The organism is Nocardioides daejeonensis, assembly GCF_003194585.1.
In the GTDB taxonomy this organism is placed as follows: domain Bacteria; phylum Actinomycetota; class Actinomycetes; order Propionibacteriales; family Nocardioidaceae; genus Nocardioides; species Nocardioides daejeonensis.
The window spans coordinates 1-24,077 of the sequence record NZ_QHKZ01000003.1 but is presented as its reverse complement, the minus strand read 5'-3'; the positions used below and the strand labels follow the sequence as shown (position 1 = coordinate 24,077).

Below are 24,077 nucleotides of genomic sequence, written 5' to 3'. Positions count from 1 at the left end.
GAGGGGCCGGCGCTCCGTCGTCTCCGTGGTGCGTCCCCACCCGCTGCGACGGGAATGATTACTCCAGGTAATGAGTTAAGGTAACGAAATGCCCACGATGGAGACAGTTGCCAGCACGGACGCCGGCCTGGCCGCGGAGTTGCGCGTGGCCGTGATGCGCCTACGTCGCAGGCTGGTCACGGAGCGGCATCCCGACAACGAGCTCAGCATCAGTGCGATGGCGGTCCTGGCCTGCCTCTACCGCAACGGTGAGCAGTCCGCGGCCGATCTCGCCCGGCACGAGCGGGTGCAGCCGCCCACCATGACCCGCACGGTCAAGTGGATGGCGGAGGCGGGATACGTGACCAAGCGTCCCCATGAGAGCGACGGACGCCAGCTCCTCGTGTCGTTGACCGAGCGTGGCCGCGAGGTCGTCCGGGAGGACCGGCTTCGTCGCGATGCCTGGCTCGCTCGCAGGCTGACTGCGCTCGCTCCCGAGGAGCGCGCCGTGCTCCGGCAGGCCGCCCCCGTCCTCGCCCGCCTCGCCCAAGGAGACTGACCCGACCACTTGAGCCCTACCTTCCGATCGCTCTACAACCCGAACTACCGGCGCTACGCGCTCGGGAGTCTCATCTCCAACGTCGGCACCTGGATGCAGCGCATGGCCCAGGACTGGCTGGTCCTGGTGCTCACCGGCAGTGGCACCGCGCTCGGCATCACGACCGGCCTTCAGTTCCTGCCGGTGCTCCTCCTGTCGCCGTACGCCGGGGTGCTCGCCGACCGCATGTCCAAGCGACGCCTGCTCCAGATCACCCAGGGGGCGATGGGACTGGCCTCCTTGGTCCTGGGGCTGCTGGCGGTCACCGGGACGGTCCAGGTCTGGCACGTCTATGCGATCGCCTTCCTCTTCGGCATCGGTGCGGCGTTCGATGCTCCGGCGCGGCAGTCGTTCGTCTCCGAGCTGGTCGATGCCGACGACATCAGCAACGCGGTCGGTCTCAACTCCGCAACGTTCAACGTGGCGAGGATCCTGGGGCCCGGCCTGGCGGGGCTCCTGGTAGGAGCACTCGGCGGAGGAGCGCAGGCGACCGGTTGGGCGATCCTGATCAACGCCGTCTCCTACGTGGCAGTCATCTGGCAGCTCGAGCGGATGGACACCGCGCTCCTGCACTCGCCCAAGCCGGCGGCTCGGGAGCGCGGCATGCTGCGTGCGGGCCTGAGCTACCTCCGCGGCCAGCCGCGGATGGTGATGATCCTGGTGATCGTCTTCTTCGCCGGCACGTTCGGCATGAACTTCCAGATCACGTCGGCGCTCATGGCGACTGAGGTGTACGGCAAGGGGGCGGGCGAGTTCGGTCTTCTGGGGTCGGTGGTCGCCATCGGCTCGCTGGCCGGCGCGCTGCTCGCGGCGCGCCGGGTCCGGGTCCGGATGCGGCTGCTCGTCGGCGCCGGTATGGGTTTCGGCCTGGCCAACATGGTCTCCGCCCTGCTGCCGACGTACGCCGCGTTCGTGCTCTTCGCGCCCGTCGTCGGCTTCTGCATGATCACGCTGCTGAACTCGGCCAACGCGGTGCTGCAGCTCGAGTCGGCGCCGCTCCTTCGAGGTCGGGTGATGGCCATCTACATGACGATCGTGATGGGCGGAACGCCCCTCGGGTCCCCGCTCATCGGCTGGGTCGGCGAGACGTTCGGAGCGCGGTGGACACTGCTTGCCGGTGGCGCGCTGACGCTTCTCGGAGTGGCATTCGCGGTCGTCCTCCACGCACGGATGACACGGACCCAGGAACAGGGTGCGCGGGCGATTTTGACCGCCCCATTTCGAGCGAGTACCGTTGGTCCCCGTGTCTGGGCCAGCCAGGTCGTTGCGCGTGCGCGGAAATAGCCGTCCGGCTAGAGCCCGTCCGTTCCCCATCCGGGGTGAACGCAACGCCGAGTCTGAAACGCACCACCCAGTCACGCAGGTTCGTCGTGCTCGGCAGGTCGCCGAGTTCTGAGAGTAGAGAAGAAGGGGAACCACCAGGTGCCCACCATTCAGCAGTTGGTCCGCAAGGGCCGTCAGGACAAGGTGTCGAAGAACAAGACGCCTGCCCTCAAGGGATCGCCCCAGCGACGCGGTGTCTGCACCCGCGTCTACACCACCACCCCCAAGAAGCCGAACTCCGCGCTGCGGAAGGTCGCCCGTGTGCGCCTCTCCAGCCAGGTCGAGGTCACGGCCTACATCCCGGGTGTGGGGCACAACCTGCAGGAGCACTCGATCGTGCTCGTCCGTGGTGGGCGTGTGAAGGACCTCCCCGGTGTTCGCTACAAGATCATCCGCGGCTCCCTCGACACCCAGGGTGTGAAGAACCGCAAGCAGGCTCGTAGCCGCTACGGCGCGAAGAAGGAGAAGAGCTGATGCCACGCAAGGGTCCCGCTCCTAAGCGCCCGATCGACGTCGACCCGGTCTTCGGGTCCCCGCTCGTCTCCCAGCTGGTCAGCAAGGTGCTGGTCGACGGGAAGAAGCAGGTTGCTCAGCGCATCGTCTACACCGCCCTGGAGGGCTGCCGCGAGAAGACCGGCACCGACCCGGTCGTCACGCTGAAGCGCGCTCTCGACAACGTGCGTCCCGCCATCGAGGTCAAGTCCCGCCGTGTCGGTGGTGCGACCTACCAGGTGCCGATCGAGGTCAAGCCGGGCCGCAGCACCACGCTGGCGCTCCGCTGGCTCGTGGGCTACGCCAAGGACCGTCGCGAGAAGACGATGTCCGAGCGGCTGATGAACGAGATCCTCGACGCGAGCAACGGCCTCGGCGCCGCTGTGAAGAAGCGCGAGGACACGCACAAGATGGCCGAGTCCAACAAGGCCTTCGCCCACTACCGCTGGTGATCCTGGCAGCTCTGCCTGGAATCACTTCCGCAACTTCTGGAAGGGACGACACCTAAGTGGCTGTCGACATCACCACTGACCTCAACGTGGTCCGCAACATCGGCATCATGGCGCACATCGACGCCGGCAAGACCACCACGACCGAGCGCATCCTGTTCTACACCGGCATCAACTACAAGATCGGCGACACCCACGAGGGTTCGGCGACGATGGACTGGATGGAGCAGGAGCAGGAGCGTGGCATCACGATCACCTCCGCCGCCACCACCTGCTGGTGGAAGAAGCACCAGATCAACATCATCGACACCCCCGGCCACGTCGACTTCACCGCCGAGGTGGAGCGCTCGTTGCGCGTCCTCGACGGCGCTGTCGCTGTCTTCGACGGTGTCGCCGGCGTCGAGCCGCAGTCGATGACGGTGTGGCGTCAGGCCAACAAGTACTCCGTCCCGCGGATGTGCTTCGTCAACAAGATGGACCGCACCGGTGCGGACTTCTTCCGTTGCGTCGACATGATCGTCAGCAAGCTCAACAGCACGCCCGCCGTGCTGCAGATCCCGATCGGTGCCGAGCAGGACTTCCTCGGGGTCATCGACCTCGTCGGCATGCGTGCCCTGACCTGGCGTGGCGAGACCACGATGGGTGAGGACTACGAGGTCGAGGAGATCCCGGCCGAGCTCGCCGACCAGGCCGCGGAGTGGCGCGAGAAGCTGATCGAGACCGTCGCCGAGACCGACGACGCGATCATGGAGCGCTACCTCGAGGACGGTGACGTCTTCACCGTCGAGGAGCTCGAGGCCGCGATCCGTCGCGCGACCCTCGCCGACAAGATCAACCCGGTGCTCACCGGCACGGCGTTCAAGAACAAGGGTGTGCAGCCCCTGCTCGACGCGGTCGTCAAGTACCTGCCTTCGCCGCTGGACATCGACGGCATCGTCGGTCACGACCCGCGCGACGAGGAGAAGGAGATCACCCGGCAGCCGTCCGACGACGAGCCGTTCTCCGGTCTCGCCTACAAGATCGCTGCGGACCCGCACCTGGGCAAGCTGATCTACGTTCGCGTCTACTCGGGCAAGCTCGAGTCGGGCTCCAGCGTGCTCAACTCGGTGAGCGGCCGCAAGGAGCGGATCGGCAAGATCTACCAGATGCACGCCAACAAGCGTGAGGAGATCGCCTCCGTCGGCGCCGGCCAGATCGTCGCCGTGATGGGTCTGAAGGACACCAAGACGGGTCACACCCTGTGCGACCAGCAGGCGCCCGTCGTCCTGGAGTCGATGACCTTCCCGGCCCCGGTGATCGAGGTCGCCATCGAGCCGAAGACGAAGAGCGACCAGGAGAAGCTGGGTGTCGCCATCCAGCGTCTCTCCGACGAGGACCCGACCTTCACCGTCAAGACGGACGAAGAGACCGGACAGACCATCATCGCGGGCATGGGCGAGCTCCACCTGGAGATCCTCGTCGACCGGATGAAGCGCGAGTTCAACGTCGAGGCCACCGTCGGCAAGCCGCAGGTCGCCTACCGCGAGACCATTCGCCAGAAGGTCGCGAACCACTCCTACACCCACAAGAAGCAGACGGGTGGTTCGGGTCAGTTCGCCAAGGTCGTCATCTCCCTCGAGCCGAGCATCGACCCGGAGACCGGCCAGGGTGCTGGCTACGAGTTCGCCAACAACGTCACCGGTGGTCGCGTTCCGCGCGAATACATCCCGTCGGTCGACCAGGGTGCTCAGGCTGCCATGGAGTTCGGCGTGCTCGCCGGCTACCCGATGGTGGACGTCAAGGTCAGCCTCGAGGACGGCGCCTACCACGACGTCGACTCCTCGGAGCTGGCGTTCAAGATCGCCGGTCAGCAGGCCTTCAAGGAGGCCGCGCGGATGGCGAAGCCCGTGCTGCTGGAGCCGATGTTCGCCGTCGAGGTGACCACGCCCGAGGACTTCCTCGGCACGGTCATCGGTGACATCAACAGCCGCCGCGGTCAGATCCAGGCGCAGGAGGAGCGGCACGGCGACCTGGTCGTCAACGCCCTCGTGCCGCTGTCCGAGATGTTCGGGTACGTTGGCGACCTGAGGTCCAAGACCTCCGGTCAGGCGTCGTACTCGATGGAGTTCGACTCGTACGCCGAGGTTCCCACGAACGTCGCCGACGAGATCATCAAGAAGGTTCGCGGCGAGTAGTCGACCGACTGCTCGTCGAGGACCCTCGGCGTAACACCCAGCACCACCCATACGAGTCAAGTAACAACAACCCAGGAGGAGCCCCAGTGGCTAAGGCGAAGTTCGAGCGGACCAAGCCGCACGTCAACATCGGCACGATCGGTCACATCGACCACGGCAAGACGACGCTGACCGCGGCGATCACCAAGGTGCTGCACGACAAGTACCCGGACCTCAACGAGGCGTCGGCGTTCGAGGACGTCGACAAGGCGCCCGAGGAGCGTCAGCGCGGTATCACGATCTCGATCTCGCACGTCGAGTACCAGACCGAGAGCCGCCACTACGCGCACGTCGACTGCCCGGGTCACGCTGACTACATCAAGAACATGATCACCGGCGCGGCTCAGATGGACGGCGCGATCCTCGTGGTCGCCGCCACCGACGGCCCGATGCCGCAGACCCGCGAGCACGTGCTGCTCGCGCGCCAGGTCGGCGTGCCGGCCCTGGTGGTCGCGCTCAACAAGTGCGACATGGTCGACGACGAGGAGCTCATCGAGCTCGTCGAGATGGAGGTGCGCGAGCTCCTCTCCGAGTACGAGTTCCCGGGCGACGACATCCCCGTCGTGCGCGTGGCGGCCTTCCCGGCCCTCTCCGGCGACGCCAAGTGGGGCGAGTCGATCCTCGAGCTCATGCAGGCCGTGGACGACTACATCCCGACCCCGGAGCGCGACACCGACAAGCCGTTCCTGATGCCGGTCGAGGACGTCTTCACCATCACCGGTCGTGGCACCGTGATCACGGGCCGCATCGAGCGGGGCATCGTGAAGGTCAACGAGGAGGTCGAGATCGTCGGCATCCGCGAGACCTCGCAGAAGACCACCGTCACCGGTGTCGAGATGTTCCGCAAGCTGCTCGACGAGGGCCAGGCCGGCGAGAACGTCGGTCTGCTGCTTCGCGGTACCAAGCGCGAGGACGTTGAGCGCGGCATGGTCGTGATCAAGCCGGGCACCACCACCCCGCACACCAACTTCGAGGCCTCGGTCTACATCCTCTCGAAGGAGGAGGGCGGCCGTCACACCCCGTTCTTCAACAACTACCGTCCGCAGTTCTACTTCCGGACCACGGACGTGACGGGCGTCGTGACCCTGCCCGAGGGCACCGAGATGGTCATGCCCGGTGACAACACCGAGATGTCCGTCGAGCTGATCCAGCCGATCGCGATGGACGAGGGCCTGAAGTTCGCCATCCGCGAGGGTGGCCGGACCGTCGGCGCCGGTCGCGTCACCAAGATCACCAAGTGACCCGTCACCGGTGATCGACTGATCGACTGATCCACACAGCTTGGCCCCGGACCTCGGTCCGGGGCCTTGCTGCATCTCCGGAGGGGCAGCACCGACGTGCCGCGTCCGGCGTTCGGTCCGGTGCTGGCGCGACCGATGGCACGCCGTACTCTGGCGTGGTGAACCTGCCCGCACTCGATGCCGAAGGAGTCGACCGGGCAGCGGCCCTTCTTGCGCCGGTCGTGCACCGCACCCCGCTCGAACACAGTCCGCGCCTCTCCGCCACGGTCGGGGCCCCAGTGCTCCTCAAGCGGGAGAACCGGCAGATCGCTCGGTCGTACAAGGTCCGGGGCGCCTACCACTTCGTGAGCGGACTGACCGAGGAGGAGCAGGCCCGCGGTGTGGTCTGCGCAAGCGCCGGGAACCACGGTCAGGGGGTGGCGTGGAGCTGTGCCCGCCTCGGGCTGCGGGGCCGGGTGCACGTGCCGGGCAACACGCCGCGCCAGAAGCGGCAGCGGATCCTCGCGCTGGGCGAAGGCGCCGTCGAGCTCGTGGTCTCCGGCAGCTCCTACGACGAGGCCGGAGCGGCGGCTCTTGCGGAGGCGAAGGAGACGGGCGCGGTCTTCGTGCATCCCTTCGACGACCCCAGGACGATCCTCGGCCAGGGCAGTGTCGCCGTCGAGCTGCTCGGCCAGGTCGGGATGCCCCTGCACACCGTCGTCGTCCCCATCGGGGGCGGTGGGCTCATCTCCGGAATGGCCCTCTGGCTGCGCGAGCGTCATCCCGAGGTACGCATCATCGGTGTCGAGCCGGCAGGGGCGGCCAGCATGCAGGCGGCCTTGGCGGCTGGCGAGCCGGTCGCGCTGCCCGCCGTCGACACCTTCGTCGACGGAGCCGCCGTGGCCCGGGCCGGAGCACGCACCTTCCCCATCGTCCGGGACCTCGTCGACGAGGTGATCGGAGTTGAGGAGGGCGCCGTGTGCACCGAGATGCTGGAGCTCTACCAGGTCGAGGGCATCATCACCGAGCCGGCCGGAGCACTGGCCAGCACGGCGCTCCGCGGGCTTGCCGGGACGGTGCCCTCGGATCAGGCAGTCGCCTGCATCGTCTCGGGCGGCAACAACGACGTCAGCCGCTACGCCGAGATCGTGGAGCGCTCGCTGCTCCACGAGGGGCTGCGGCACTACTTCCTGGTGACCTTCCCGCAGGAGCCGGGCGCGCTGCGGCACTTCCTCGACGACGTGCTGAGCGAGGGAGAGGACATCGTCGTCTTCGAGTACGTCAAGAAGAACAACCGGGAGACCGGACCGGCGCTGGTCGGTATCGAGTTGGAGGAGGCGACCCGGCTGGACGGACTGCTCGCCCGCATGGGCGCGAGCCCGCTCCAGATCGAGCAGGTGCCGCCGGGTTCTCCGCTCTTCGGCTTCCTCACGTAGCCTTTGCCCTCGTGTCCGAACACCTTCCGCCCGCGCGCCCGCACCTGAAGTTCACCGACGAGGGACGCCGGATGCGGGAGGTCTTGACCTACTCGCGTCGCGGCAGTCGGTTCACCCCGCGCCAGCAGGAGGCGTGGGATGCGTACGCCGCGACGTACGTCATCGCCGACGAGGCGGTGGACGGCCCCGACTTCAACCTGGCCGGTGCCTTCGAGGTCGAGCGGCCGCTGATCATCGAGATCGGTTGCGGCATCGGCGAGGCGACGGCCGCACTGGCCGCCGCCCGACCGGATCACAACGTGCTCGGCCTGGAGGTGTGGCTTCCCGGCGTCGCCGACTGCGTCAGCCGCTTCGGTGCGCTCGGTCTCGACAACGTCCGGATGTGCAGCGTCGACGCGGTGTGGATCATGGAGCACCTCGTGGCGCCCGGGCAGCTCGCCGAGCTGTGGACGTTCTTCCCGGACCCGTGGCCCAAGAAGCGCCACCACAAACGGCGTCTGGTCTCGCCGTCCTTCGCGGCGCTCGCTGCATCTCGCCTGCGTACGGGTGGTGTGTGGCGCCTCGCCACGGACTGGGCTGAGTACGCCGAGCAGATGCGCGAGGTGCTCGACGCCGAGCCCGCGCTCGACGGGGGAGCGGTACCGCGGTGGCGGGACCGGCCGGTCACGAAGTTCGAGCGCAAGGGCGTCGCCGCAGACCGGGACATCGTCGACCTCGCCTACACCCGGACCTGACTCGCCGCCTAGGGGACGGTGACGTCCGCAGCGGATCTCCCTAGCGACCCAGCCGGCCCACCCCCGGCGTGAGCGGCACCTGGAGTGCGTCGTAGAGGCCCGCGGGCTGGCTGAGCAGCCATGGGATCGCGTTGACGAGGCGCGTGGCCGCTGTGGCATTGCCGCCGGCTGCCCGGTTGCCGCCTTCGTCGCTCGCCTCGACCGTGACCTCCAGGCGCGGGCGGCCCTCGATGACCACGCGGTGCGCACCGTCGGCTCCGTCAGCGGGCTGCGGCCAGGTGGGGGCGACGGCCGCATCGATCCGGGTCACGTGCTCGACGATGATCCGTGGCTCTCCGTCCACGATGCCCTGGACCTCGAACCGCAAGCCGCCCTGACTGCCGGCCACGAACTCACCCATCCGGTTGCTGACCGTCTCGGTGAGCGGCGCGCGCTCGACTTGTTCGCGGATCTCGTCAAGCTCGACGCCCAGCGCGCGAGCGATCATCCGGACCTGCCCGCCCCAGACCATGGTCGGGACGGTTGCCATCACCATGGGAGGCTCGTAGTCCATCGGATGACCCATCCCCACCAGGTCGCGAACCGAGTCGGGCTGGTCGTAGCTCGTGTAGTCGAAGATCTCTTGGCAGCGCACGGCATCGATCGTGCCGGCCAGCCCGGTCAGCAGCACCGGAAGCAGGTCGTTGCCCCAGCCGGGGTCGATCCCGCTCACGAAGAGTCGAGCATCGCCTTCGAGTGCGGCCGAAGCGAGCGGGGCGCGCAGCTCTTCGGGGGCGGAGGCGACGTCGTACATGCCGTAGAGCGAGGGGGAGACCACCGTGACTCCGGCGCTCAGCGCCCGGGCGATGTCGGTCGCGGCATCGTCCGGGCGGATGTCGCCCGACGCCGTGTAGGCGAGTGCGCCGGAGCCGGCGACTCGTGCGAGGACGGCGGCGGCGTCGTCCTCGCAGCGGACGCCGAGCTCGGACTCCAGCCCGGCGAGCGGACCCGCGTCGAGACCGACCTTGCCGCGATCGTGCACGAGGACGCCGGCGAGGGCGAGGCCGGGGTGGGCGACGATCGCGCGGACGGCGGCGCGGCCCATGTTGCCGGTGCCCCAGACCGCGACAGGGACGCGGCCGGAGACGCCGGGGGAGGGTGAGGGATTGTTGGACATGGCAGCAATGTAGTGGTGCTCGTCACACCTGGACACCTGTAGCGCGGCCGGGCCGAAAGGATTTGGTCCCACGCCGGATCTCTGCCAAGATAGTCCGGTTGCTTCGGCTGGCCGCCGAGGTGCGCACACAACTTGACCACTGAATCGCGTCTCCTGCAGGTGCAGCGGTGGTTGCCGTGCGCGTGCCGCCCTGAGTCATCAGGATCGGAGGCCCGATCAGCTCGACAAGCCCGTCGAGCACCGTCAACACCAGAACCGCTGAGGCCCGGCGCTCCGCGTTGTCGAAATATCGGCGACACGCCCGACCGCGGGGGTCGGCCGCGAGGCCCGGTTCAGGTGAAGAAGGGAAGCACGGGCGGGCAGTTCCACCCGGGACTGGTCGAGACAAACAGAGCACGCGGTGCCAGGCAATCGGCCTGGCACGAGTAGAAGAGGACGAGAGAGACCTATGGCGGGACAGAAGATCCGCATCAGGCTCAAGGCCTATGACCACGAGGTGATCGACACCTCGGCGCGGAAGATCGTGGACACCGTCACCCGCACGGGTGCGAAGGTGGCCGGCCCGGTGCCGCTGCCCACCGAGAAGAACGTCTACTGCGTGATCCGCTCGCCCCACAAGTACAAGGACTCTCGCGAGCACTTCGAGATGCGCACCCACAAGCGCCTGATCGACATCATTGACCCCACGCCGAAGACGGTCGACTCGCTCATGCGTCTCGACCTGCCTGCCGGCGTCGACATCGAGATCAAGCTCTGAGGTAGATCGAGATGACTTACGAACACAACGTCAAGGGCCTGCTCGGCGCCAAGGTGGGGATGACCCAGACCTGGGACGCCGACAACCGCGTCGTCCCCGTGACCGTGATCGCCGCCGCCACCAACGTGGTGACGCAGGTGCGCCTCCCGGAGACCGACGGCTACAACGCCATCCAGATCGGCTTCGGCGAGATCGAGGCTCGCAAGGTCAACAAGCCGATGGGCGGCCACTTCGCGAAGGCCGGCGTTACGCCGCGCCGCCACGTGGTCGAGATCCGTACTGCGGACGCCGGCAGCTACTCGGTGGGCCAGGAGCTCAGCCCGGAGCTGTTCGCCGCCGGTGACCCGGTCGACGTGACCGGCACCAGCAAGGGCAAGGGTTTCGCGGGCACGATGAAGCGGCACGGCTTCGCCGGTGTCTCCGCTTCGCACGGTGCCCACCGCAACCACCGCAAGCCCGGTTCCATCGGCGCCTGCGCGACTCCCGGCCGGGTCTTCAAGGGCCTGCGGATGGCCGGTCAGATGGGTGGCGACACCGTCACCACGCAGAACGTCACGGTGCACGCCGTCGACGCCGAGAAGGGCCTGATCCTGCTCAAGGGCGCCGTCCCCGGCCCCAAGGGCAGCCTCGTGGTTCTCCGCTCGGCCGTGAAGAAGGAGGCCGCCAAGTGAGTGACGTGAAGAAGGCCGCCGTCGAGCTCCCCGCCGAGATCTTCGACGTCGAGGTCAACGTCCCGCTGATCCACCAGGTCGTCGTGGCGCAGCTCGCTGCCGCACGCCAGGGCACGCACGCCACGAAGACGCGGGCCGACGTCCGCGGCGGTGGCCGCAAGCCCTACAAGCAGAAGGGCACCGGCCGCGCCCGCCAGGGCTCGACCCGCGCGCCGCAGTTCGCCGGCGGTGGCGTGGTCCACGGGCCGCAGCCGCGCAGCTACGACCAGCGCACCCCCAAGAAGATGAAGGCCGCCGCTCTCAAGGGCGCCCTCTCCGACCGGGCCCGCAACGACCGCGTGCACGTGGTCGAGGCGTTGGTCGCGGGCGAGAAGCCCTCTACCCGCGCCGGCATCGCCGCACTCGCCTCGCTCAGCGAGCGCACCAACTTCCTGGTGGTGCTCGAGCGCGGTGACAACGTGACCTGGCTGTCGCTGCGCAACGCCCCGAGCGTGCACATCGTCGCCGTCGACCAGTTGAACACCTACGACGTCCTTCGTTCCGACGACGTGGTGTTCACCAAGGGTGCCTACGACGCATTCGTGTCGAAGGGTGCCGCGAAGACCGCAGAGGAGAGCGCCAAGTGAGCACCCTGCAGAAGGACCCCCGCGACATCCTGATCGCGCCGGTCGTCTCCGAGAAGAGCTACGGCCTTCTCGACGCCAACAAGTACACCTTCCTCGTGCGTCCCGACGCCAACAAGACCGAGATCAAGATCGCGGTCGAGCAGGTGTTCAACGTGAAGGTGACGGCGGTCAACACGATCAACCGTCAGGGCAAGACCCGTCGCACCCGGTTCGGCATGGGCAAGCGCGCCAACACCAAGCGCGCGATCGTCAGCCTCGCCGACGGCGACCGCATTGACATCTTCGGAGGCAACTGATGGCTATCCGCAAGTACAAGCCGACTACGCCGGGCCGTCGCGGCTCGTCCGTGGCCGACTTCGTCGAGATCACCCGGACCACCCCGGAGAAGTCGCTGACCCGCCCGCTGCCCAAGAAGGGCGGCCGTAACAACCAGGGCCGGATCACCACGCGGCACCACGGTGGCGGTCACAAGCGTGCCTACCGGATCATCGACTTCCGTCGCTACGACAAGGACGGCGTCCCGGCCAAGGTCGCGCACATCGAGTACGACCCGAACCGCACCGCGCGTATCGCCCTGCTGCACTACGCCGACGGCGAGAAGCGCTACATCATCGCGCCGAAGGGCCTGACCCAGGGCACCCCGGTCGAGGCTGGTCCCAGCGCCGACATCAAGCCCGGCAACAACCTGCCGCTGCGCAACATCCCGGTCGGTACCACCGTGCACTGCGTGGAGCTCCGTCCCGGCGGCGGCGCCAAGATCGCTCGCTCTGCGGGCATCAGTGCGCAGCTGGTCGCCAAGGAAGGCAGCCGCGCCACGCTGCGCATGCCGTCCGGCGAGATGCGGTTCGTCGACGTCCGCTGCCGCGCCACCGTCGGTGAGGTCGGCAACGCCGAGCAGTCCAACATCAACTGGGGCAAGGCCGGCCGGATGCGCTGGAAGGGCCGCCGTCCCACCGTCCGTGGTGTCGTGATGAACCCGGTCGACCACCCGCACGGTGGTGGTGAGGGCAAGACCTCCGGTGGTCGCCACCCGGTCTCCCCGTGGGGTAAGCCCGAGGGCCGTACGCGCAAGCGCAAGGCCAGCGACTCGCAGATCATCCGCCGCCGCAAGACCGGCAAGAAGCGCTGAGTAGGGAAGTAGACAGATGCCTCGCAGCCTGAAGAAGGGTCCCTTCGTCGACGACCACCTGATGAAGAAGGTGGACGCTGAGAACGAGAAGGGTTCGCACAACGTCATCAAGACCTGGTCGCGCCGCTCGATGATCGTCCCGGCCATGATCGGCCACACGATCGCCGTGCACGACGGTCGCAAGCATGTTCCCGTGTTCGTCTCCGACTCCATGGTCGGCCACAAGCTCGGCGAGTTTGCCCCCACCCGCACCTACCGCGGGCACGTGAAGGAAGACCGGAAGGGTCGCCGCCGCTGATCGCGGTGCGCGACTGACGAGATACTGGAGATAACGAGCAAATGAGCGTTACAGAGCGCCGGCGCACCAGCGCCCGCCGCGAGTCGCTGCTCGGCGACCAGCCGGGAGCCTTTGCGACCGCCCGCTTCGTGCGGATCACCCCGATGAAGGCCCGCCGCGTCGTCGACCTGGTGCGTGGCCTGCCCGTGGACGACGCGCGCGTCCTGCTGCAGTTCGCCCCGCAGGCGGCTGCCGAGACCGTGCTGAAGGTGCTGGAGAGCGCCGTCGCCAACGCGTCCACCACCGAGGGCCTTGCCGCAGGCGACCTGGTCGTCTCGGTCGCCCGCGTCGACGAGGGCCCGACCATGAAGCGCTGGCGCCCGCGGGCCCAGGGTCGGGCCACCCGGATCAACAAGCGCACCAGCCACATCACGCTGGTCGTCCAGCCGGCCGACGCCGTGGCCACCAAGAACGGAAAGGGTGCCTGATGGGCCAGAAGATCAACCCGACCGGTTTCCGGATGGGCATCTCGACGGACCACCGCAGCCGGTGGTACGCCGACAAGCTCTACAAGGCGTACGTCGGTGAGGACGTCGCGATCCGCAAGCTCCTGTCCAAGGGCATGGAGCGGGCCGGCATCGCCCGCGTCGAGATCGAGCGGACCCGGGACCGCGTGCGGGTGGACATCCACACCGCTCGTCCGGGCATCGTCATCGGTCGCCGTGGCGCCGAGGCCGACCGCATCCGCGGCGAGCTCGAGAAGCTCACCGGCAAGCAGGTCCAGCTGAACATCCTCGAGGTCAAGAACCCCGAGATCGACGCGCAGCTGGTCGCCCAGGGTGTTGCCGAGCAGCTGTCGGGTCGCGTGCAGTTCCGTCGCGCCATGCGCAAGGCGATCCAGACCTCGATGCGTTCCGGTGCCAAGGGCATCCGGATCCAGTGCTCCGGTCGCCTCAACGGCGCCGAGATGTCGCGCACCGAGTTCTACCGCGAGGGTCGCGTGCCGCTGCACACCCTGCGTGCCGACATCGACTACGGCTTCTACGAGGCCCGCACGACCTTCGGCCGGATCGGCGTGAAGGTCTGGATCTACAAGGGCGAGGTGGCTGGTACCCGCGCCGAGCGCGAGGCTCAGGCCGCCGCTCGCGCCGGTGCTCCGGGCCGTGGCCGTGGCCGCGCCGGTGACCGTCCCGCCCGTGGCTCCCGAGGCGACCGCCCGGCGCGCGGCAACCGCGACGCCGGCCGCACCGAGGCGCCTGCTGAAAACACCGAGGCCGCAGCCCCCGAGGCTGCCACTGCCGGTCAGGAGGGCTGAGCATCATGTTGATGCCCCGTCGTGTCAAGCACCGCAAGCAGCACCACCCCGGCCGCCGTGGCGCGGCCAAGGGCGGCACCAGCCTTGCTTTCGGTGACTTCGGGATCCAGGCGATCGAGGGTCACTACGTGACCAACCGCCAGATCGAGTCGGCGCGTATCGCGATGACCCGTCACATCAAGCGTGGCGGAAAGGTCTGGATCAACATCTACCCGGACCGCCCGCTGACCAAGAAGCCGGCCGAGACCCGCATGGGCTCCGGCAAGGGCTCGCCCGAGTGGTGGGTGGCCAACGTCAAGCCCGGCCGTGTCATGTTCGAACTTTCCGGTGTCGATGAGGACGTGGCCCGCGAGGCCATGCGTCGTGCGATGCACAAGCTCCCGATGAAGTGCCGCTTCGTCACCCGCGAGGCAGGTGAATTCTGATGAGCAGCAAGACCAACTCGGCGTACGAGCTCGACCAGTTGACCAACGGTGACCTGGAGGCCAAGCTCAGCGAGGCCAAGGCGGAGCTCTTCAACCTCCGCTTCCAGTCCGCCACCGGGCAGTTGGAGAACAACAGCCGCCTGCGCACGGTCAAGAAGGACATCGCGCGGATCTACACCGTGATCAACGAGCGCAAGCTGGGCATCCGCAGCAACGCGGAGGCGAGCGAGAAGGACGACGCATGAGCGAGAACAACGAGCGCAACGCCCGCAAGGTCCGTGAGGGCCTGGTCGTCAGCGACAAGATGGACAAGACCGTCGTGGTCACCGTCGAGGACCGTGTCAAGCACGCCCTCTACGGCAAGGTCATGCGCCGCAACAACAAGTTCAAGGCTCACGACGAGCAGAACCAGTGCGGTGTCGGTGACCGGGTCCTGATCATGGAGACCCGGCCGCTCTCGGCGACCAAGCGTTGGCGCGTCGTCGAGATCCTCGAAAAGGCCAAGTGACCAGGCCGTTCGGCCATCAGTCGTGCGGCCCGCGAGGGTCGACTCATCACAACAACTAGTTCGGCAAGGCTTCGCCCCCGGTGGGGACGAAGAACCGGCTCGACAACCAGGAGATAACCGATGATCCAGCAGGAGTCGCGACTCAAGGTCGCCGACAACACCGGTGCGAAGGAGATCCTTTGCATCCGGGTGCTCGGCGGCTCGGGTCGGCGCTACGCCGGTATCGGCGACGTCATCGTCGCCACCGTGAAGGACGCGATCCCCGGTGGCAACGTCAAGAAGGGTGACGTCGTCAAGGCCGTCGTCGTACGCACGGCCAAGGAGCGCCGTCGTCCGGACGGCTCGTACATCCGTTTCGACGAGAACGCCGCAGTCATCCTCAAGAACGATGGCGAGCCGCGTGGAACCCGCATCTTCGGCCCGGTGGGCCGCGAGCTGCGCGAGAAGAAGTTCATGAAGATCATTTCCTTGGCCCCGGAGGTGCTGTGATGGCCGCGGCGAAGAAGATGCACATCAAGAAGGGCGACACCGTCAAGGTGATCGCAGGCAAGGACAAGGGCGCCGAGGGCAAGGTCATCGCCGTGCTCCGCGAGGAGTCCCGCGTGATCGTCGAGGGCGTCAACCGGATCAAGAAGCACGAGAAGGTCGTCAACACCGGCAGTGGCAACACCGGCGGCATCGTGACCACCGAGGCTCCGATCCACGTCTCGAACGTGATGCTGGTCGAGGGTGACGGCGTCACCCGCGTCGGCTTCCGTCGCGACGAGGTGACCAAGACCCGTGCCGACGGCTCGACCTACACCGCCCAGCGGAGCGTTCGCGTCTCGCGCAAGTCGGGCAAGGAGATCTGAGATGAGCGACACCAAGACCGCGCCGCGGCTCAAGACGCGCTACCGCGAGGAGATCCTCCCCGCGCTGCGCACGGAGTTCGAGTTCGCCAACGTCATGCAGGTCCCCGGTCTGGTCAAGATCGTGGTCAACATGGGTGTCGGTGAAGCCGCTCGCGACTCCAAGCTGATCGAGGGCGCCATCCGCGACCTGACCGCGATCACCGGCCAGAAGCCGCAGGTGACCAAGGCGCGCAAGTCGATCGCCCAGTTCAAGCTCCGTGAGGGCATGCCGATCGGCGCGCACGTCACGCTGCGCGGCGACCGGATGTGGGAGTTCCTCGACCGTCTGCTGAGCCTCGCGCTGCCGCGTATCCGCGACTTCCGTGGCCTCAACGGCAACCAGTTCGATGGCCGTGGCAACTACACCTTCGGCCTGACCGAGCAGGTCATGTTCCACGAGATCGACCAGGACAAGATCGACCGGTCGCGAGGCATGGACATCACGGTCGTCACCACGGCCACCAACGACGCTGAGGGCCGGGCGCTGCTGAAGCAGCTCGGCTTCCCGTTCAAGGAAGGCAACTGACATGGCGAAGACCGCACTCAAGGTCAAGGCCGCTCGCAAGCCGAAGTTCGCAGTCCGGGGTTACACCCGGTGCCAGCGCTGCGGTCGCCCGAAGGCCGTCTACCGCAAGTTCGGCCTGTGCCGGATCTGCCTGCGGGAGATGGCCCACCGCGGCGAGCTCCCCGGTGTGACCAAGTCCTCCTGGTGAACCCAGACCTCACTCACAACGATCGCTGAAGGTCGCGCCTCACACGGAGGCGCGAAACCACGGTGGGAAAGGGCCACTCGGCCATGACGATGACTGACCCCATCGCAGACATGCTCACGCGTCTGCGTAACGCCAACCAGGCGTACCACGACTCGGTTGCCATGCCGTTCAGCAAGCTGAAGGCAGGTGTCGCTGAGATCCTCCAGCAGGAGGGCTACATCACCACGTACGACGTGAAGGACAACGTCGACGACGCCGGAGAGCCGGCCGTCGGCAAGACGCTGACCATCACCCTCAAGTACGGCCGCAACCGCGAGCGCTCCATCGCGGGTGTCCGCCGTATCAGCAAGCCCGGCCTCCGGGTCTACGCCAAGCACACGGGCCTCCCGAAGGTGCTCGGCGGCCTCGGTGTCGCGATCATCTCGACCAGCCAGGGCTTGCTCACCGACCGTCAGGCGAACCAGAAGGGCGTAGGTGGGGAAGTCCTCGCCTACGTCTGGTAAGCGCCCCGCCGAGACCAGAAAGGAAGAGAAGCATGTCGCGTATTGGCAAGCTCCCCATTGCGGTCCCGTCGGGCGTTGACGTCCAGATCGCCGACGGCCTCGTGACGGTCAAGGGGCCCAAGGGCACCCTGTCGCACCAGGTCGCCTCCCCGATCGTCGTGGACCGTGCCGAGGATGGCACGCTCGAGGTCAAGCGTCCCGACGACGAGCGGGAGAGCCGCTCGCTGCACGGACTGACCCGCACCCTGATCAACAACATGGTCGTGGGCGTCACCGCCGGCTACGAGAAGAAGCTCGAGATCGTCGGCGTCGGCTACCGCGTCCTGTCCAAGGGCCCGACCGAGCTGGAGTTCCAGCTCGGCTACTCCCACCCGATCCACTTCAAGGCTCCCGAGGGCATCACCTTCACGGTGGACGGCCAGACGAAGCTCGGTGTGGCGGGCATCGACAAGCAGCTGGTCGGCGAGGTCGCGGCCAACATCCGCAAGCTGCGCAAGCCCGAGCCTTACAAGGGCAAGGGCGTTCGCTACGCGGGTGAGCACATCCGCCGCAAGGTCGGAAAGGCTGGTAAGTGACCATGGCGATCTCGCTGTCGAACAACAAGCACACCGCTGCGCGCACCAAGTCGCGTCTGCGTCGCCAGGTCCGTGGCCGCAAGAGGATCCACGGCACCGCCGAGCGCCCGCGCCTGGTGGTCACCCGTTCCGCGCGTCACATCAGCGTCCAGGTCGTCGACGACCTGGTCGGCAAGACGCTCGCGTCTGCCTCGACCATGGAGGCCGACCTGCGTGCGGCCGCCGGCGACAAGAGCGAGAAGGCCAAGAAGGTCGGCGAGCTGGTCGCCGCCCGTGCCAAGGAGGCCGGTGTCTCCGCGGTGGTCTTCGACCGGGCCGGTAACAAGTATCACGGTCGCATCGCGGCCCTGGCAGATGGCGCCCGCGAGGGCGGCCTGACGTTCTGATCGCGTAGACGAGCAAGAGAGAGAAGAGGAAGTTCTCATGAGCGGAGCCCAGCGCGGACAGCGCGCCGGAGGCGAGCGCCAGGGAGGCGACCGTCGCGGACGCGGCGGTCGGGACCAGGGTGCGGACAAGACCGCGTACATCGAGCGCGTCGTCACGATCAACCGCGTTGCCAAGGTCGTGAAGGGTGGTCGTCGCTTCAGCTTCACCGCCCTGGTCGTGGTCGGTGACGGTGACGGCCTGGTCGGTGTCGGTTATGGCAAGGCCAAGGAGGTGCCCGCGGCGATCGCCAAGGGTGTCGAGGAAGCGAAGAAGCACTTCTTCAAGGTTCCTCGCATCCAGGGCACCATCCCGCACCCGGTCCAGGGCGAGAAGGCCGCTGGCGTGGTCATGCTGCGCCCGGCTGCTCCTGGTACCGGTGTCATCGCCGGTGGCCCGGTGCGTGCCGTCCTGGAGTGCGCCGGCATCCACGACATCCTGAGCAAGTCGCTCGGGTCGTCGAACCAGATCAACATCGTGCACGCCACGGTCGAGGCCCTCAAGATGCTTGAGGAGCCCGAGGCCGTCGCCGCGCGTCGTGGCCTGACGGTCGAGGCCGTCACCCCCGCCGCGCTGCTGAAGGCTCGGGCGGAGGTGGCTCAGTGATGGCCCGCCTCAAGGTCGAGCAGAAGAAGAGCACCATCGGCTGCAAGCAGAACCAGCGCGAGACCCTGCGTTCCCTGGGCCTCAAGCGGATCGGCGACGTGGTCGTCAAGGAGGACCGACCCGAGATCCGGGGGATGGTCCACACCGTCCGTCACCTGGTGGCGGTCGAGGTCATCGAGGGAGACAACTGACATGACTCTCAAGCTCCACCACCTGCGCCCCGCGCCCGGTGCCAAGACCGCCAAGACCCGTGTGGGTCGCGGTGAAGGCTCCAAGGGCAAGACGGCCGGCCGCGGTACCAAGGGCACCAAGGCCCGGTACCAGGTTCCGGCCGCCTTCGAGGGTGGCCAGATGCCGCTGCACATGCGGCTGCCGAAGCTCAAGGGCTTCAAGAACCCGTTCAAGGTCGAGTTCCAGGTCGTGAACCTGGACCGGATCGGTGCACTGTTCCCCGAGGGTGGCGAGGTCACCGTCGAGGGCCTGGTGGCGAAGGGCGCCGTGCGCGCCGGCCACCCGGTGAAGGTGCTCGGTCAGGGTGACATCTCCGTCGCCGTCCAGGTGAGCGTTGACGCGTTCTCCGGCTCGGCGAAGGAGAAGATCGAGGCAGCCGGCGGCACCGTCACGGTGCTCTGAGGACCGGGCCTCATCTTGATCCGGAGCCGCTGGGGCGTGGTGGGCGTGCAGACGCACGTCGCACCACGCCCCAGCGGCGTCTCCGGACCGTTGTCTATGCCTGCCTGTTAGGCTTCCCGAGCCCTCGCCCGGCCATGCGCCGAGCGAGCTGACCCGTGCTTGACGAAAGAGGATCACGTGCTAGGCGCGTTCGCCAACGCTTTCCGGACACCGGACCTGCGACGCAAGTTGCTGTTCGTGCTGGGAATCATCATCATCTTCCGGCTCGGCTCGCAGTTCCCTGCGCCCGGGGTCCACGTCGCCAACGTGCAGTCCTGCATCAAAGGCCTCGAGGACAGCAATAGCGTCTACAACCTGATCAACCTGTTCTCGGGTGGCGCCCTGCTCCAGTTGACCGTCTTCGCGCTGGGCATCATGCCCTACATCACGGCGTCGATCATCCTGCAGTTGCTGGTCGTGGTGATCCCACGCCTGGAGGCCCTCAAGAAGGAAGGGCAGTCCGGGCAGGCGAAGATCACGCAGTACACGCGGTACCTGACGCTCGGACTGGCGGTCCTGCAGGCGACGGGCATCATCGCGCTGGCGCGCTCCGGGCAGCTGTTGCAGGGCTGTGACAAGGACCTGCTGCACAACGACAGCATCGGGCTCTTCCTCGTCATGGTGCTCACCATGACGGCGGGCACCGTCGTCATCATGTGGCTCGGCGAGCTCATCACCGAGCGCGGCGTCGGCAACGGCATGTCCATCCTCATCTTCACCCAGGTCGTCGCGACCTTCCCGGCGTCGCTGTGGCAGGTCCAGTCCTCGAAGGGCTGGGTCACCTTCGGCATCGTGATGGTGATCGGCCTCATCCTGGTCGCCGCGGTCGTCTTCATCGAGCAGGCCCAGCGCCGCATCCCCGTGCAGTACGCGCGCCGGATGGTCGGTCGCAAGATGTTCGGCGGCAATTCGACCTACATCCCGCTCAAGGTCAACCAGGCCGGCATCATCCCGGTCATCTTCGCTTCGTCGCTGATGTACCTCCCGGCGATGGCGGTGCAGTTCAACCAGAACCGCGATCCTCAGCCGAAGTGGATCGGCTTCGTCAACGAGTACTTCGTCGACGGGGGCCACCCGGTCTACATGGCGGTCTACTTCGCGCTCATCATCTTCTTCACGTACTTCTACGTCTCCATCACGTTCGACACCAACGAGGTGGCGGACAACATGAAGAAGTACGGCGGCTTCATTCCCGGGATCCGGGCTGGCAAGCCGACCGAGGACTACCTCTCGTACGTGCTCTCCAGGATCACCGCTCCCGGTGCGCTCTACCTCGGTCTCATCTCCCTGGTGCCGTTGATCGCCTTCGCGCTCATCAACGCCAACCAGAACTTCCCCTTCGGCGGTACCTCCATCCTCATCATGGTGGGCGTGGCGCTGGACACGGTGAAGCAGATCGAAAGCCAGCTCCAGCAGCGCAACTATGAAGGGTTCCTCCGCTGATGCGACTCATCCTGATGGGCCCCCCCGGGGCCGGAAAAGGTACGCAGGCCAAGGTCATCGCGACCCACTTCAAGATCCCGGCGATCTCCACCGGCGACATCTTCCGGGCCAACGTGGCCGGAAAGACGCCCCTCGGGCTCGAGGCGCAGCGCTACATGGACGCGGGCGAGTACGTGCCAGACGAGGTCACCAACGCCATGGTCCGTGACCGGTTGAGCCTGCCTGATGCCGCCGGCGGGTTCCTGCTTGACGGCTACCCGCGGACGCTCGCCCAGGTCAAAGAGCTCGACGAGATGCTCGGTGACCTGGACTCCTCGCTCGACGCGGTCGTGGTGCTGACTGCCGAGATCAACGAGCTGGTGGCCCGGCTCCTGCAGCGCGCAGCGGTCGAGGGCCGCGCCGACGACACCGAAGACGTAATCAGGCGTCGCCAGGAGGTGTACGCCGAGCAGACCGAGCCGCTGATCGCGGTCTATCGCGAGCGTGGTCTGCTCATCGAGGTCGACGGCATGGGCGAGATCGATGCGGTGACCCACCGCATCTTCGACGCGCTCGAGCAGCCCGCCTGACGCGATGTTCTCGCGCGGCATCGAACTGAAGACGCCCGCTCAGATCGAGCGGATGCGTGCCGCCGGTCTGCTGGTCGGGGAGACCCTCGAGCTGCTGCGCGGTGCCTGCAGGCCCGGCATCAGCACCGGGGAGCTGGACGTGCTTGCCGAGGAGAACATCCGGGCCGGAGGTGGCGTCCCCTCCTTCAAGGGGTACGGCGAGCCGCCCTTCCCGGGGACGATCTGCGCCTCCGTCAACGACGAGGTCGTGCACGGGGTCCCGGGGGAGCGGGTGCTCGCTGAGGGCGACGTGATCTCGATCGACTGTGGCGCGATCATCGACGGCTGGCACGGTGACGCAGCGATCACGGTGCCGATCGGCCCGGTGCCCGGCGAGGTCACCGAGCTGCTCCGAGTCACTGAGGAGTCGATGTGGCGCGGCTTCGCGGCCGCGCGACTCGGCGGCAAGGTGGGCGATATCTCCCACGCCGTCGAGAGCTACGTTCGCAGTCAGGGCGAGTACGGGATCCTCGAGGACTACACGGGTCACGGGATCGGCTCCGAGATGCACCAGCCGCCGAACGTGCCCAACGTGGGTCGGGCGGGTCGGGGCCCGAAGCTGGTGCGGGGCCTGGCGCTGGCCGTGGAGCCGATGGTCACCCTCGGCACCAAGAAGACCGATGTGCTCGACGACGACTGGACCGTGGTGACCAGCGATGGCAGCTGGGCCGCCCACTTCGAGCACACCTTCACGCTGATGCCCGACGGAGCCTGGATCCTTACCGCACTGGATGGTGGGAAGGCGAAGCTGGCAGAGCTGGGCGTGCCGTACGGCGGGCCTGGCTGACGCAACCTCGGACGCCGGAGGGGCTGCATCTCGTCAGGAGATGCAGCCCCTCCGGCGTTCCGGGTCAGCGCCCGCGTCGGGTCACTTCTTCTTGATCTTCACGGCCTTGGTGGTGACGGTGGCCTGGGTGAAGCCGCTCTTGGTGGCGGTGACCTTGACCTTGAGCTTCTTGCCCTTGTCGGCCTTGGTGACCTTGTAGGTGGCCTTGGTCGCCTTCTTGATGGCCTTGCCGTTGCGCAGCCACTGGTACTTCAGGGTGACGTCGCTGGTGCTCCAGGTGCCCTTGGTGACCTTCAGCAACTTCTTGACCTTGGTCTTGCCCTTGATGACGGGCTTCTTCTTGTTCGTGATCTTCTGCGCTGCCGGCGGCTCGCTGGGCGCGCTCACCTCGAAGTCGTCACCGACGACGAGGTTCCGTGTGATGTCGCCGTTCACGCCGAGTTGGGCACCGCTCCACAACCGGACCCGGTAGGTCTGGCCGCCGAACGCCACGGTGGAGCCGTGCGGGCCCGAGGTGGTGCCGTCAGGCAATCGAACGTCGGTGCTGAACGTCCCCGGCTCGGAGAAGGCGCTGGCGGGTACGACGGCCCAGATGCGCGCGTTGGTATGTGGTTCGTTGCCCGCGGTGCGCTGGCTCGCAACGATGGCGGGGGTGCCTGCCTCCTCGATCACGACGCCGACCGTGGAGGAGGCCGTGCCTGCCCGGTCGAGCCACCCGGTGCCGGAGACCGTGATGGTGTCACCCGGCTCGGCAGCGTCGGGGGAATCCAGGGTGGAGGTGTAGGCGGGCGCGGTCTCGAAGAGAGCGCAGACGGTGGTGACGGGATCGTTGTCGAGCAGATTGATCGTGTGCTCGATCGCCTCTGTCGCCTTGCCGTCGGACTGGAAGCGCGGGACGGTGAGGGGCTCGGCGGTGAAGGTCCCGTCGGCCGTCACGAGGATGCGGCTGCGGGTCGCCTCGGGGATGTTCTCGGCCGGGTTGTCGGCGCCGAGCTGCCCGTAGGCGTCCCTGTCCATCTTGATCGCGAGACGTTGCCCGGGCGTGAAGCCGGTGCCGGAGAGGTGGATCTCCTCGCCAGGGAGCACCGGCGCGGTCTCGTCGATGGTGAGGACGGCGCCGCTCGGAGTCGGAGTGTTGCAGGTGGCGGCGTGGACAGCCGGCGTACCTGGGCCGAACGGGGTGAGCAGCGCGAGGAGGGTGGCGCTGGCCGCGATGCGTGCGCCGCCGCGAAGAAGCAGGTGTGCCATGGGGATCCTTCGGATTCTCTTGCGGAACGGGGCCAGGGGTGACCGCCGGATCTGGGCGGTCACCCCTGGTTGCTGTCATGCCTGGGGCACGAGAGTCACTTCTTCTTGATCTTCACGGCCTTGGTGGTGACGGTGGCCTGGGTGAAGCCGCTCTTGATGGCGGTGACCTTGACCTTGAGCTTCTTGCCCTTGTCGGCCTTGGTGACCTTGTAGGTGGCCTTGGTCGCCTTCTTGATGGCCTTGCCGTTGCGCAGCCACTGGTACTTCAGGGTGACGTCGCTGGTGCTCCAGGTGCCCTTGG

Annotated in this window: 34 protein-coding genes and 1 pseudogene; 32 read left to right on the top strand and 3 right to left on the bottom strand. The window is 67.3% G+C overall.

Annotated features, from left to right (window positions below; all coding sequences use genetic code 11):
• Positions 1–88 precede the first annotated feature (88 nt).
• The 8 genes from DNK54_RS08290 (at position 89) to trmB (ending at position 8,444) form a co-directional block, all read left to right on the top strand.
• Complete coding sequence (locus tag DNK54_RS08290; protein WP_110206517.1) at positions 89–538, top strand: MarR family winged helix-turn-helix transcriptional regulator; 450 nt, start codon at positions 89–91, stop codon at positions 536–538.
• A 9-nt stretch (positions 539–547) separates the two neighbouring features.
• Complete coding sequence (locus DNK54_RS08285) at positions 548–1,861, top strand: MFS transporter (protein ID WP_110206516.1); 1,314 nt, start codon at positions 548–550, stop codon at positions 1,859–1,861.
• 138 nt (positions 1,862–1,999) lie between these two features.
• The gene (gene rpsL / locus DNK54_RS08280; RefSeq protein WP_110206515.1) at positions 2,000–2,374 is read left to right on the top strand and encodes a 30S ribosomal protein S12; all 375 of its coding nucleotides are present in this window, start codon (positions 2,000–2,002) and stop codon (positions 2,372–2,374) included.
• On the top strand, positions 2,374–2,844 hold the full coding sequence (gene rpsG, locus DNK54_RS08275; protein WP_110206514.1) for a 30S ribosomal protein S7: 471 nt from the start codon (positions 2,374–2,376) through the stop codon (positions 2,842–2,844). The genes rpsL and rpsG overlap by 1 nt, the downstream gene beginning before the upstream one ends.
• A 56-nt stretch (positions 2,845–2,900) precedes the next feature.
• Entirely contained in the window at positions 2,901–5,015 is a 2,115-nt protein-coding gene (gene fusA, locus DNK54_RS08270; RefSeq protein ID WP_110206513.1) for an elongation factor G, read from the top strand.
• A gap of 86 nt (positions 5,016–5,101) precedes the next feature.
• Entirely contained in the window at positions 5,102–6,295 is a 1,194-nt protein-coding gene (gene tuf, locus DNK54_RS08265) for an elongation factor Tu (RefSeq protein ID WP_110206512.1), read from the top strand.
• A gap of 158 nt (positions 6,296–6,453) precedes the next feature.
• Positions 6,454–7,710: a threonine ammonia-lyase IlvA gene (gene ilvA / locus DNK54_RS08260; RefSeq protein WP_239459998.1), complete on the top strand. Its 1,257-nt coding sequence runs from the start codon at positions 6,454–6,456 to the stop codon at positions 7,708–7,710.
• Between the two features lie 11 nt (positions 7,711–7,721).
• Entirely contained in the window at positions 7,722–8,444 is a 723-nt protein-coding gene (gene trmB, locus DNK54_RS08255) for a tRNA (guanosine(46)-N7)-methyltransferase TrmB (protein WP_239459997.1), read from the top strand.
• 40 nt (positions 8,445–8,484) lie between these two features.
• Here trmB and DNK54_RS08250 read toward each other — a convergent pair whose 3' ends face one another.
• A complete protein-coding gene (locus DNK54_RS08250) occupies positions 8,485–9,600 on the bottom strand; it encodes an NAD(P)H-dependent amine dehydrogenase family protein (RefSeq protein ID WP_110206510.1) in 1,116 nt (371 codons plus the stop codon).
• A 448-nt stretch (positions 9,601–10,048) separates the two neighbouring features.
• Here DNK54_RS08250 and rpsJ point away from each other — a divergent pair, with 448 nt between their 5' ends.
• The 24 genes and pseudogenes from rpsJ (at position 10,049) to map (ending at position 22,528) form a co-directional block, all read left to right on the top strand.
• Positions 10,049–10,357, top strand: coding sequence for a 30S ribosomal protein S10 (rpsJ, locus tag DNK54_RS08245; protein ID WP_008360994.1), 309 nt, complete (start codon positions 10,049–10,051; stop codon positions 10,355–10,357).
• An 11-nt stretch (positions 10,358–10,368) separates the two neighbouring features.
• On the top strand, positions 10,369–11,028 hold the full coding sequence (rplC, locus tag DNK54_RS08240; RefSeq protein ID WP_110206509.1) for a 50S ribosomal protein L3: 660 nt from the start codon (positions 10,369–10,371) through the stop codon (positions 11,026–11,028).
• A pseudogene (rplD, locus tag DNK54_RS08235) lies at positions 11,025–11,651 on the top strand (50S ribosomal protein L4); the annotation flags it as partial. The gene rplC and the pseudogene rplD, both read left to right, overlap by 4 nt.
• Complete coding sequence (rplW, locus tag DNK54_RS08230; protein ID WP_110206508.1) at positions 11,651–11,950, top strand: 50S ribosomal protein L23; 300 nt, start codon at positions 11,651–11,653, stop codon at positions 11,948–11,950. The pseudogene rplD and the gene rplW, both read left to right, overlap by 1 nt.
• Complete coding sequence (rplB, locus tag DNK54_RS08225; RefSeq protein ID WP_110206507.1) at positions 11,950–12,783, top strand: 50S ribosomal protein L2; 834 nt, start codon at positions 11,950–11,952, stop codon at positions 12,781–12,783. The genes rplW and rplB overlap by 1 nt, the downstream gene beginning before the upstream one ends.
• A gap of 16 nt (positions 12,784–12,799) precedes the next feature.
• The gene (rpsS, locus tag DNK54_RS08220) at positions 12,800–13,081 is read left to right on the top strand and encodes a 30S ribosomal protein S19 (protein WP_109694766.1); all 282 of its coding nucleotides are present in this window, start codon (positions 12,800–12,802) and stop codon (positions 13,079–13,081) included.
• Between the two features lie 41 nt (positions 13,082–13,122).
• On the top strand, positions 13,123–13,548 hold the full coding sequence (rplV, locus tag DNK54_RS08215) for a 50S ribosomal protein L22 (protein WP_110206506.1): 426 nt from the start codon (positions 13,123–13,125) through the stop codon (positions 13,546–13,548).
• A complete protein-coding gene (rpsC, locus tag DNK54_RS08210) occupies positions 13,548–14,375 on the top strand; it encodes a 30S ribosomal protein S3 (RefSeq protein WP_110206505.1) in 828 nt (275 codons plus the stop codon). Before rplV ends, rpsC begins: the two co-directional genes overlap by 1 nt.
• 5 nt (positions 14,376–14,380) lie before the next feature.
• Positions 14,381–14,800, top strand: a complete 420-nt coding sequence (rplP, locus tag DNK54_RS08205) for a 50S ribosomal protein L16 (protein WP_110206504.1) — start codon at positions 14,381–14,383, stop codon at positions 14,798–14,800.
• Positions 14,800–15,045, top strand: a complete 246-nt coding sequence (gene rpmC, locus DNK54_RS08200; RefSeq protein WP_110206503.1) for a 50S ribosomal protein L29 — start codon at positions 14,800–14,802, stop codon at positions 15,043–15,045. The genes rplP and rpmC overlap by 1 nt, the downstream gene beginning before the upstream one ends.
• Positions 15,042–15,308, top strand: coding sequence for a 30S ribosomal protein S17 (gene rpsQ, locus DNK54_RS08195; RefSeq protein WP_110206502.1), 267 nt, complete (start codon positions 15,042–15,044; stop codon positions 15,306–15,308). Before rpmC ends, rpsQ begins: the two co-directional genes overlap by 4 nt.
• 120 nt (positions 15,309–15,428) lie before the next feature.
• Entirely contained in the window at positions 15,429–15,797 is a 369-nt protein-coding gene (gene rplN, locus DNK54_RS08190) for a 50S ribosomal protein L14 (RefSeq protein WP_110206501.1), read from the top strand.
• Positions 15,797–16,159, top strand: coding sequence for a 50S ribosomal protein L24 (gene rplX, locus DNK54_RS08185; protein ID WP_110206500.1), 363 nt, complete (start codon positions 15,797–15,799; stop codon positions 16,157–16,159). The genes rplN and rplX overlap by 1 nt, the downstream gene beginning before the upstream one ends.
• A gap of 1 nt (position 16,160) precedes the next feature.
• Positions 16,161–16,724 (top strand): 50S ribosomal protein L5, encoded by a 564-nt coding sequence (gene rplE, locus DNK54_RS08180; RefSeq protein ID WP_110206499.1) that lies wholly within the window; start codon positions 16,161–16,163, stop codon positions 16,722–16,724.
• 1 nt (position 16,725) lies between these two features.
• Complete coding sequence (locus DNK54_RS08175; protein WP_011757321.1) at positions 16,726–16,911, top strand: type Z 30S ribosomal protein S14; 186 nt, start codon at positions 16,726–16,728, stop codon at positions 16,909–16,911.
• Positions 16,912–16,994: 83 nt separating this feature from the next.
• Entirely contained in the window at positions 16,995–17,414 is a 420-nt protein-coding gene (gene rpsH, locus DNK54_RS08170) for a 30S ribosomal protein S8 (RefSeq protein ID WP_110206498.1), read from the top strand.
• A 32-nt stretch (positions 17,415–17,446) separates the two neighbouring features.
• A complete protein-coding gene (rplF, locus tag DNK54_RS08165; RefSeq protein WP_110206497.1) occupies positions 17,447–17,989 on the top strand; it encodes a 50S ribosomal protein L6 in 543 nt (180 codons plus the stop codon).
• Positions 17,990–17,991: 2 nt separating this feature from the next.
• Positions 17,992–18,375 (top strand): 50S ribosomal protein L18, encoded by a 384-nt coding sequence (gene rplR, locus DNK54_RS08160; protein ID WP_110206496.1) that lies wholly within the window; start codon positions 17,992–17,994, stop codon positions 18,373–18,375.
• A gap of 37 nt (positions 18,376–18,412) precedes the next feature.
• Positions 18,413–19,018: a 30S ribosomal protein S5 gene (gene rpsE / locus DNK54_RS08155; RefSeq protein WP_110206495.1), complete on the top strand. Its 606-nt coding sequence runs from the start codon at positions 18,413–18,415 to the stop codon at positions 19,016–19,018.
• On the top strand, positions 19,018–19,209 hold the full coding sequence (gene rpmD / locus DNK54_RS08150) for a 50S ribosomal protein L30 (protein ID WP_110206494.1): 192 nt from the start codon (positions 19,018–19,020) through the stop codon (positions 19,207–19,209). The genes rpsE and rpmD overlap by 1 nt, the downstream gene beginning before the upstream one ends.
• Before the next feature lies 1 nt (position 19,210).
• A complete protein-coding gene (gene rplO / locus DNK54_RS08145; protein ID WP_110206493.1) occupies positions 19,211–19,651 on the top strand; it encodes a 50S ribosomal protein L15 in 441 nt (146 codons plus the stop codon).
• 177 nt (positions 19,652–19,828) lie between these two features.
• Positions 19,829–21,133, top strand: coding sequence for a preprotein translocase subunit SecY (gene secY, locus DNK54_RS08140; RefSeq protein WP_110206492.1), 1,305 nt, complete (start codon positions 19,829–19,831; stop codon positions 21,131–21,133).
• Positions 21,133–21,702 (top strand): adenylate kinase, encoded by a 570-nt coding sequence (locus tag DNK54_RS08135; RefSeq protein WP_110206491.1) that lies wholly within the window; start codon positions 21,133–21,135, stop codon positions 21,700–21,702. The genes secY and DNK54_RS08135 overlap by 1 nt, the downstream gene beginning before the upstream one ends.
• A gap of 4 nt (positions 21,703–21,706) precedes the next feature.
• Positions 21,707–22,528 (top strand): type I methionyl aminopeptidase, encoded by an 822-nt coding sequence (gene map / locus DNK54_RS08130; protein ID WP_110206490.1) that lies wholly within the window; start codon positions 21,707–21,709, stop codon positions 22,526–22,528.
• Between the two features lie 81 nt (positions 22,529–22,609).
• Here map and DNK54_RS08125 read toward each other — a convergent pair whose 3' ends face one another.
• On the bottom strand, positions 22,610–23,776 hold the full coding sequence (locus DNK54_RS08125; protein WP_110206489.1) for a hypothetical protein: 1,167 nt from the start codon (positions 23,774–23,776) through the stop codon (positions 22,610–22,612).
• 95 nt (positions 23,777–23,871) lie between these two features.
• Positions 23,872–24,077 (bottom strand): hypothetical protein (locus DNK54_RS08120; RefSeq protein WP_204164478.1); only part of this gene is annotated, 206 nt, incomplete at its 5' end.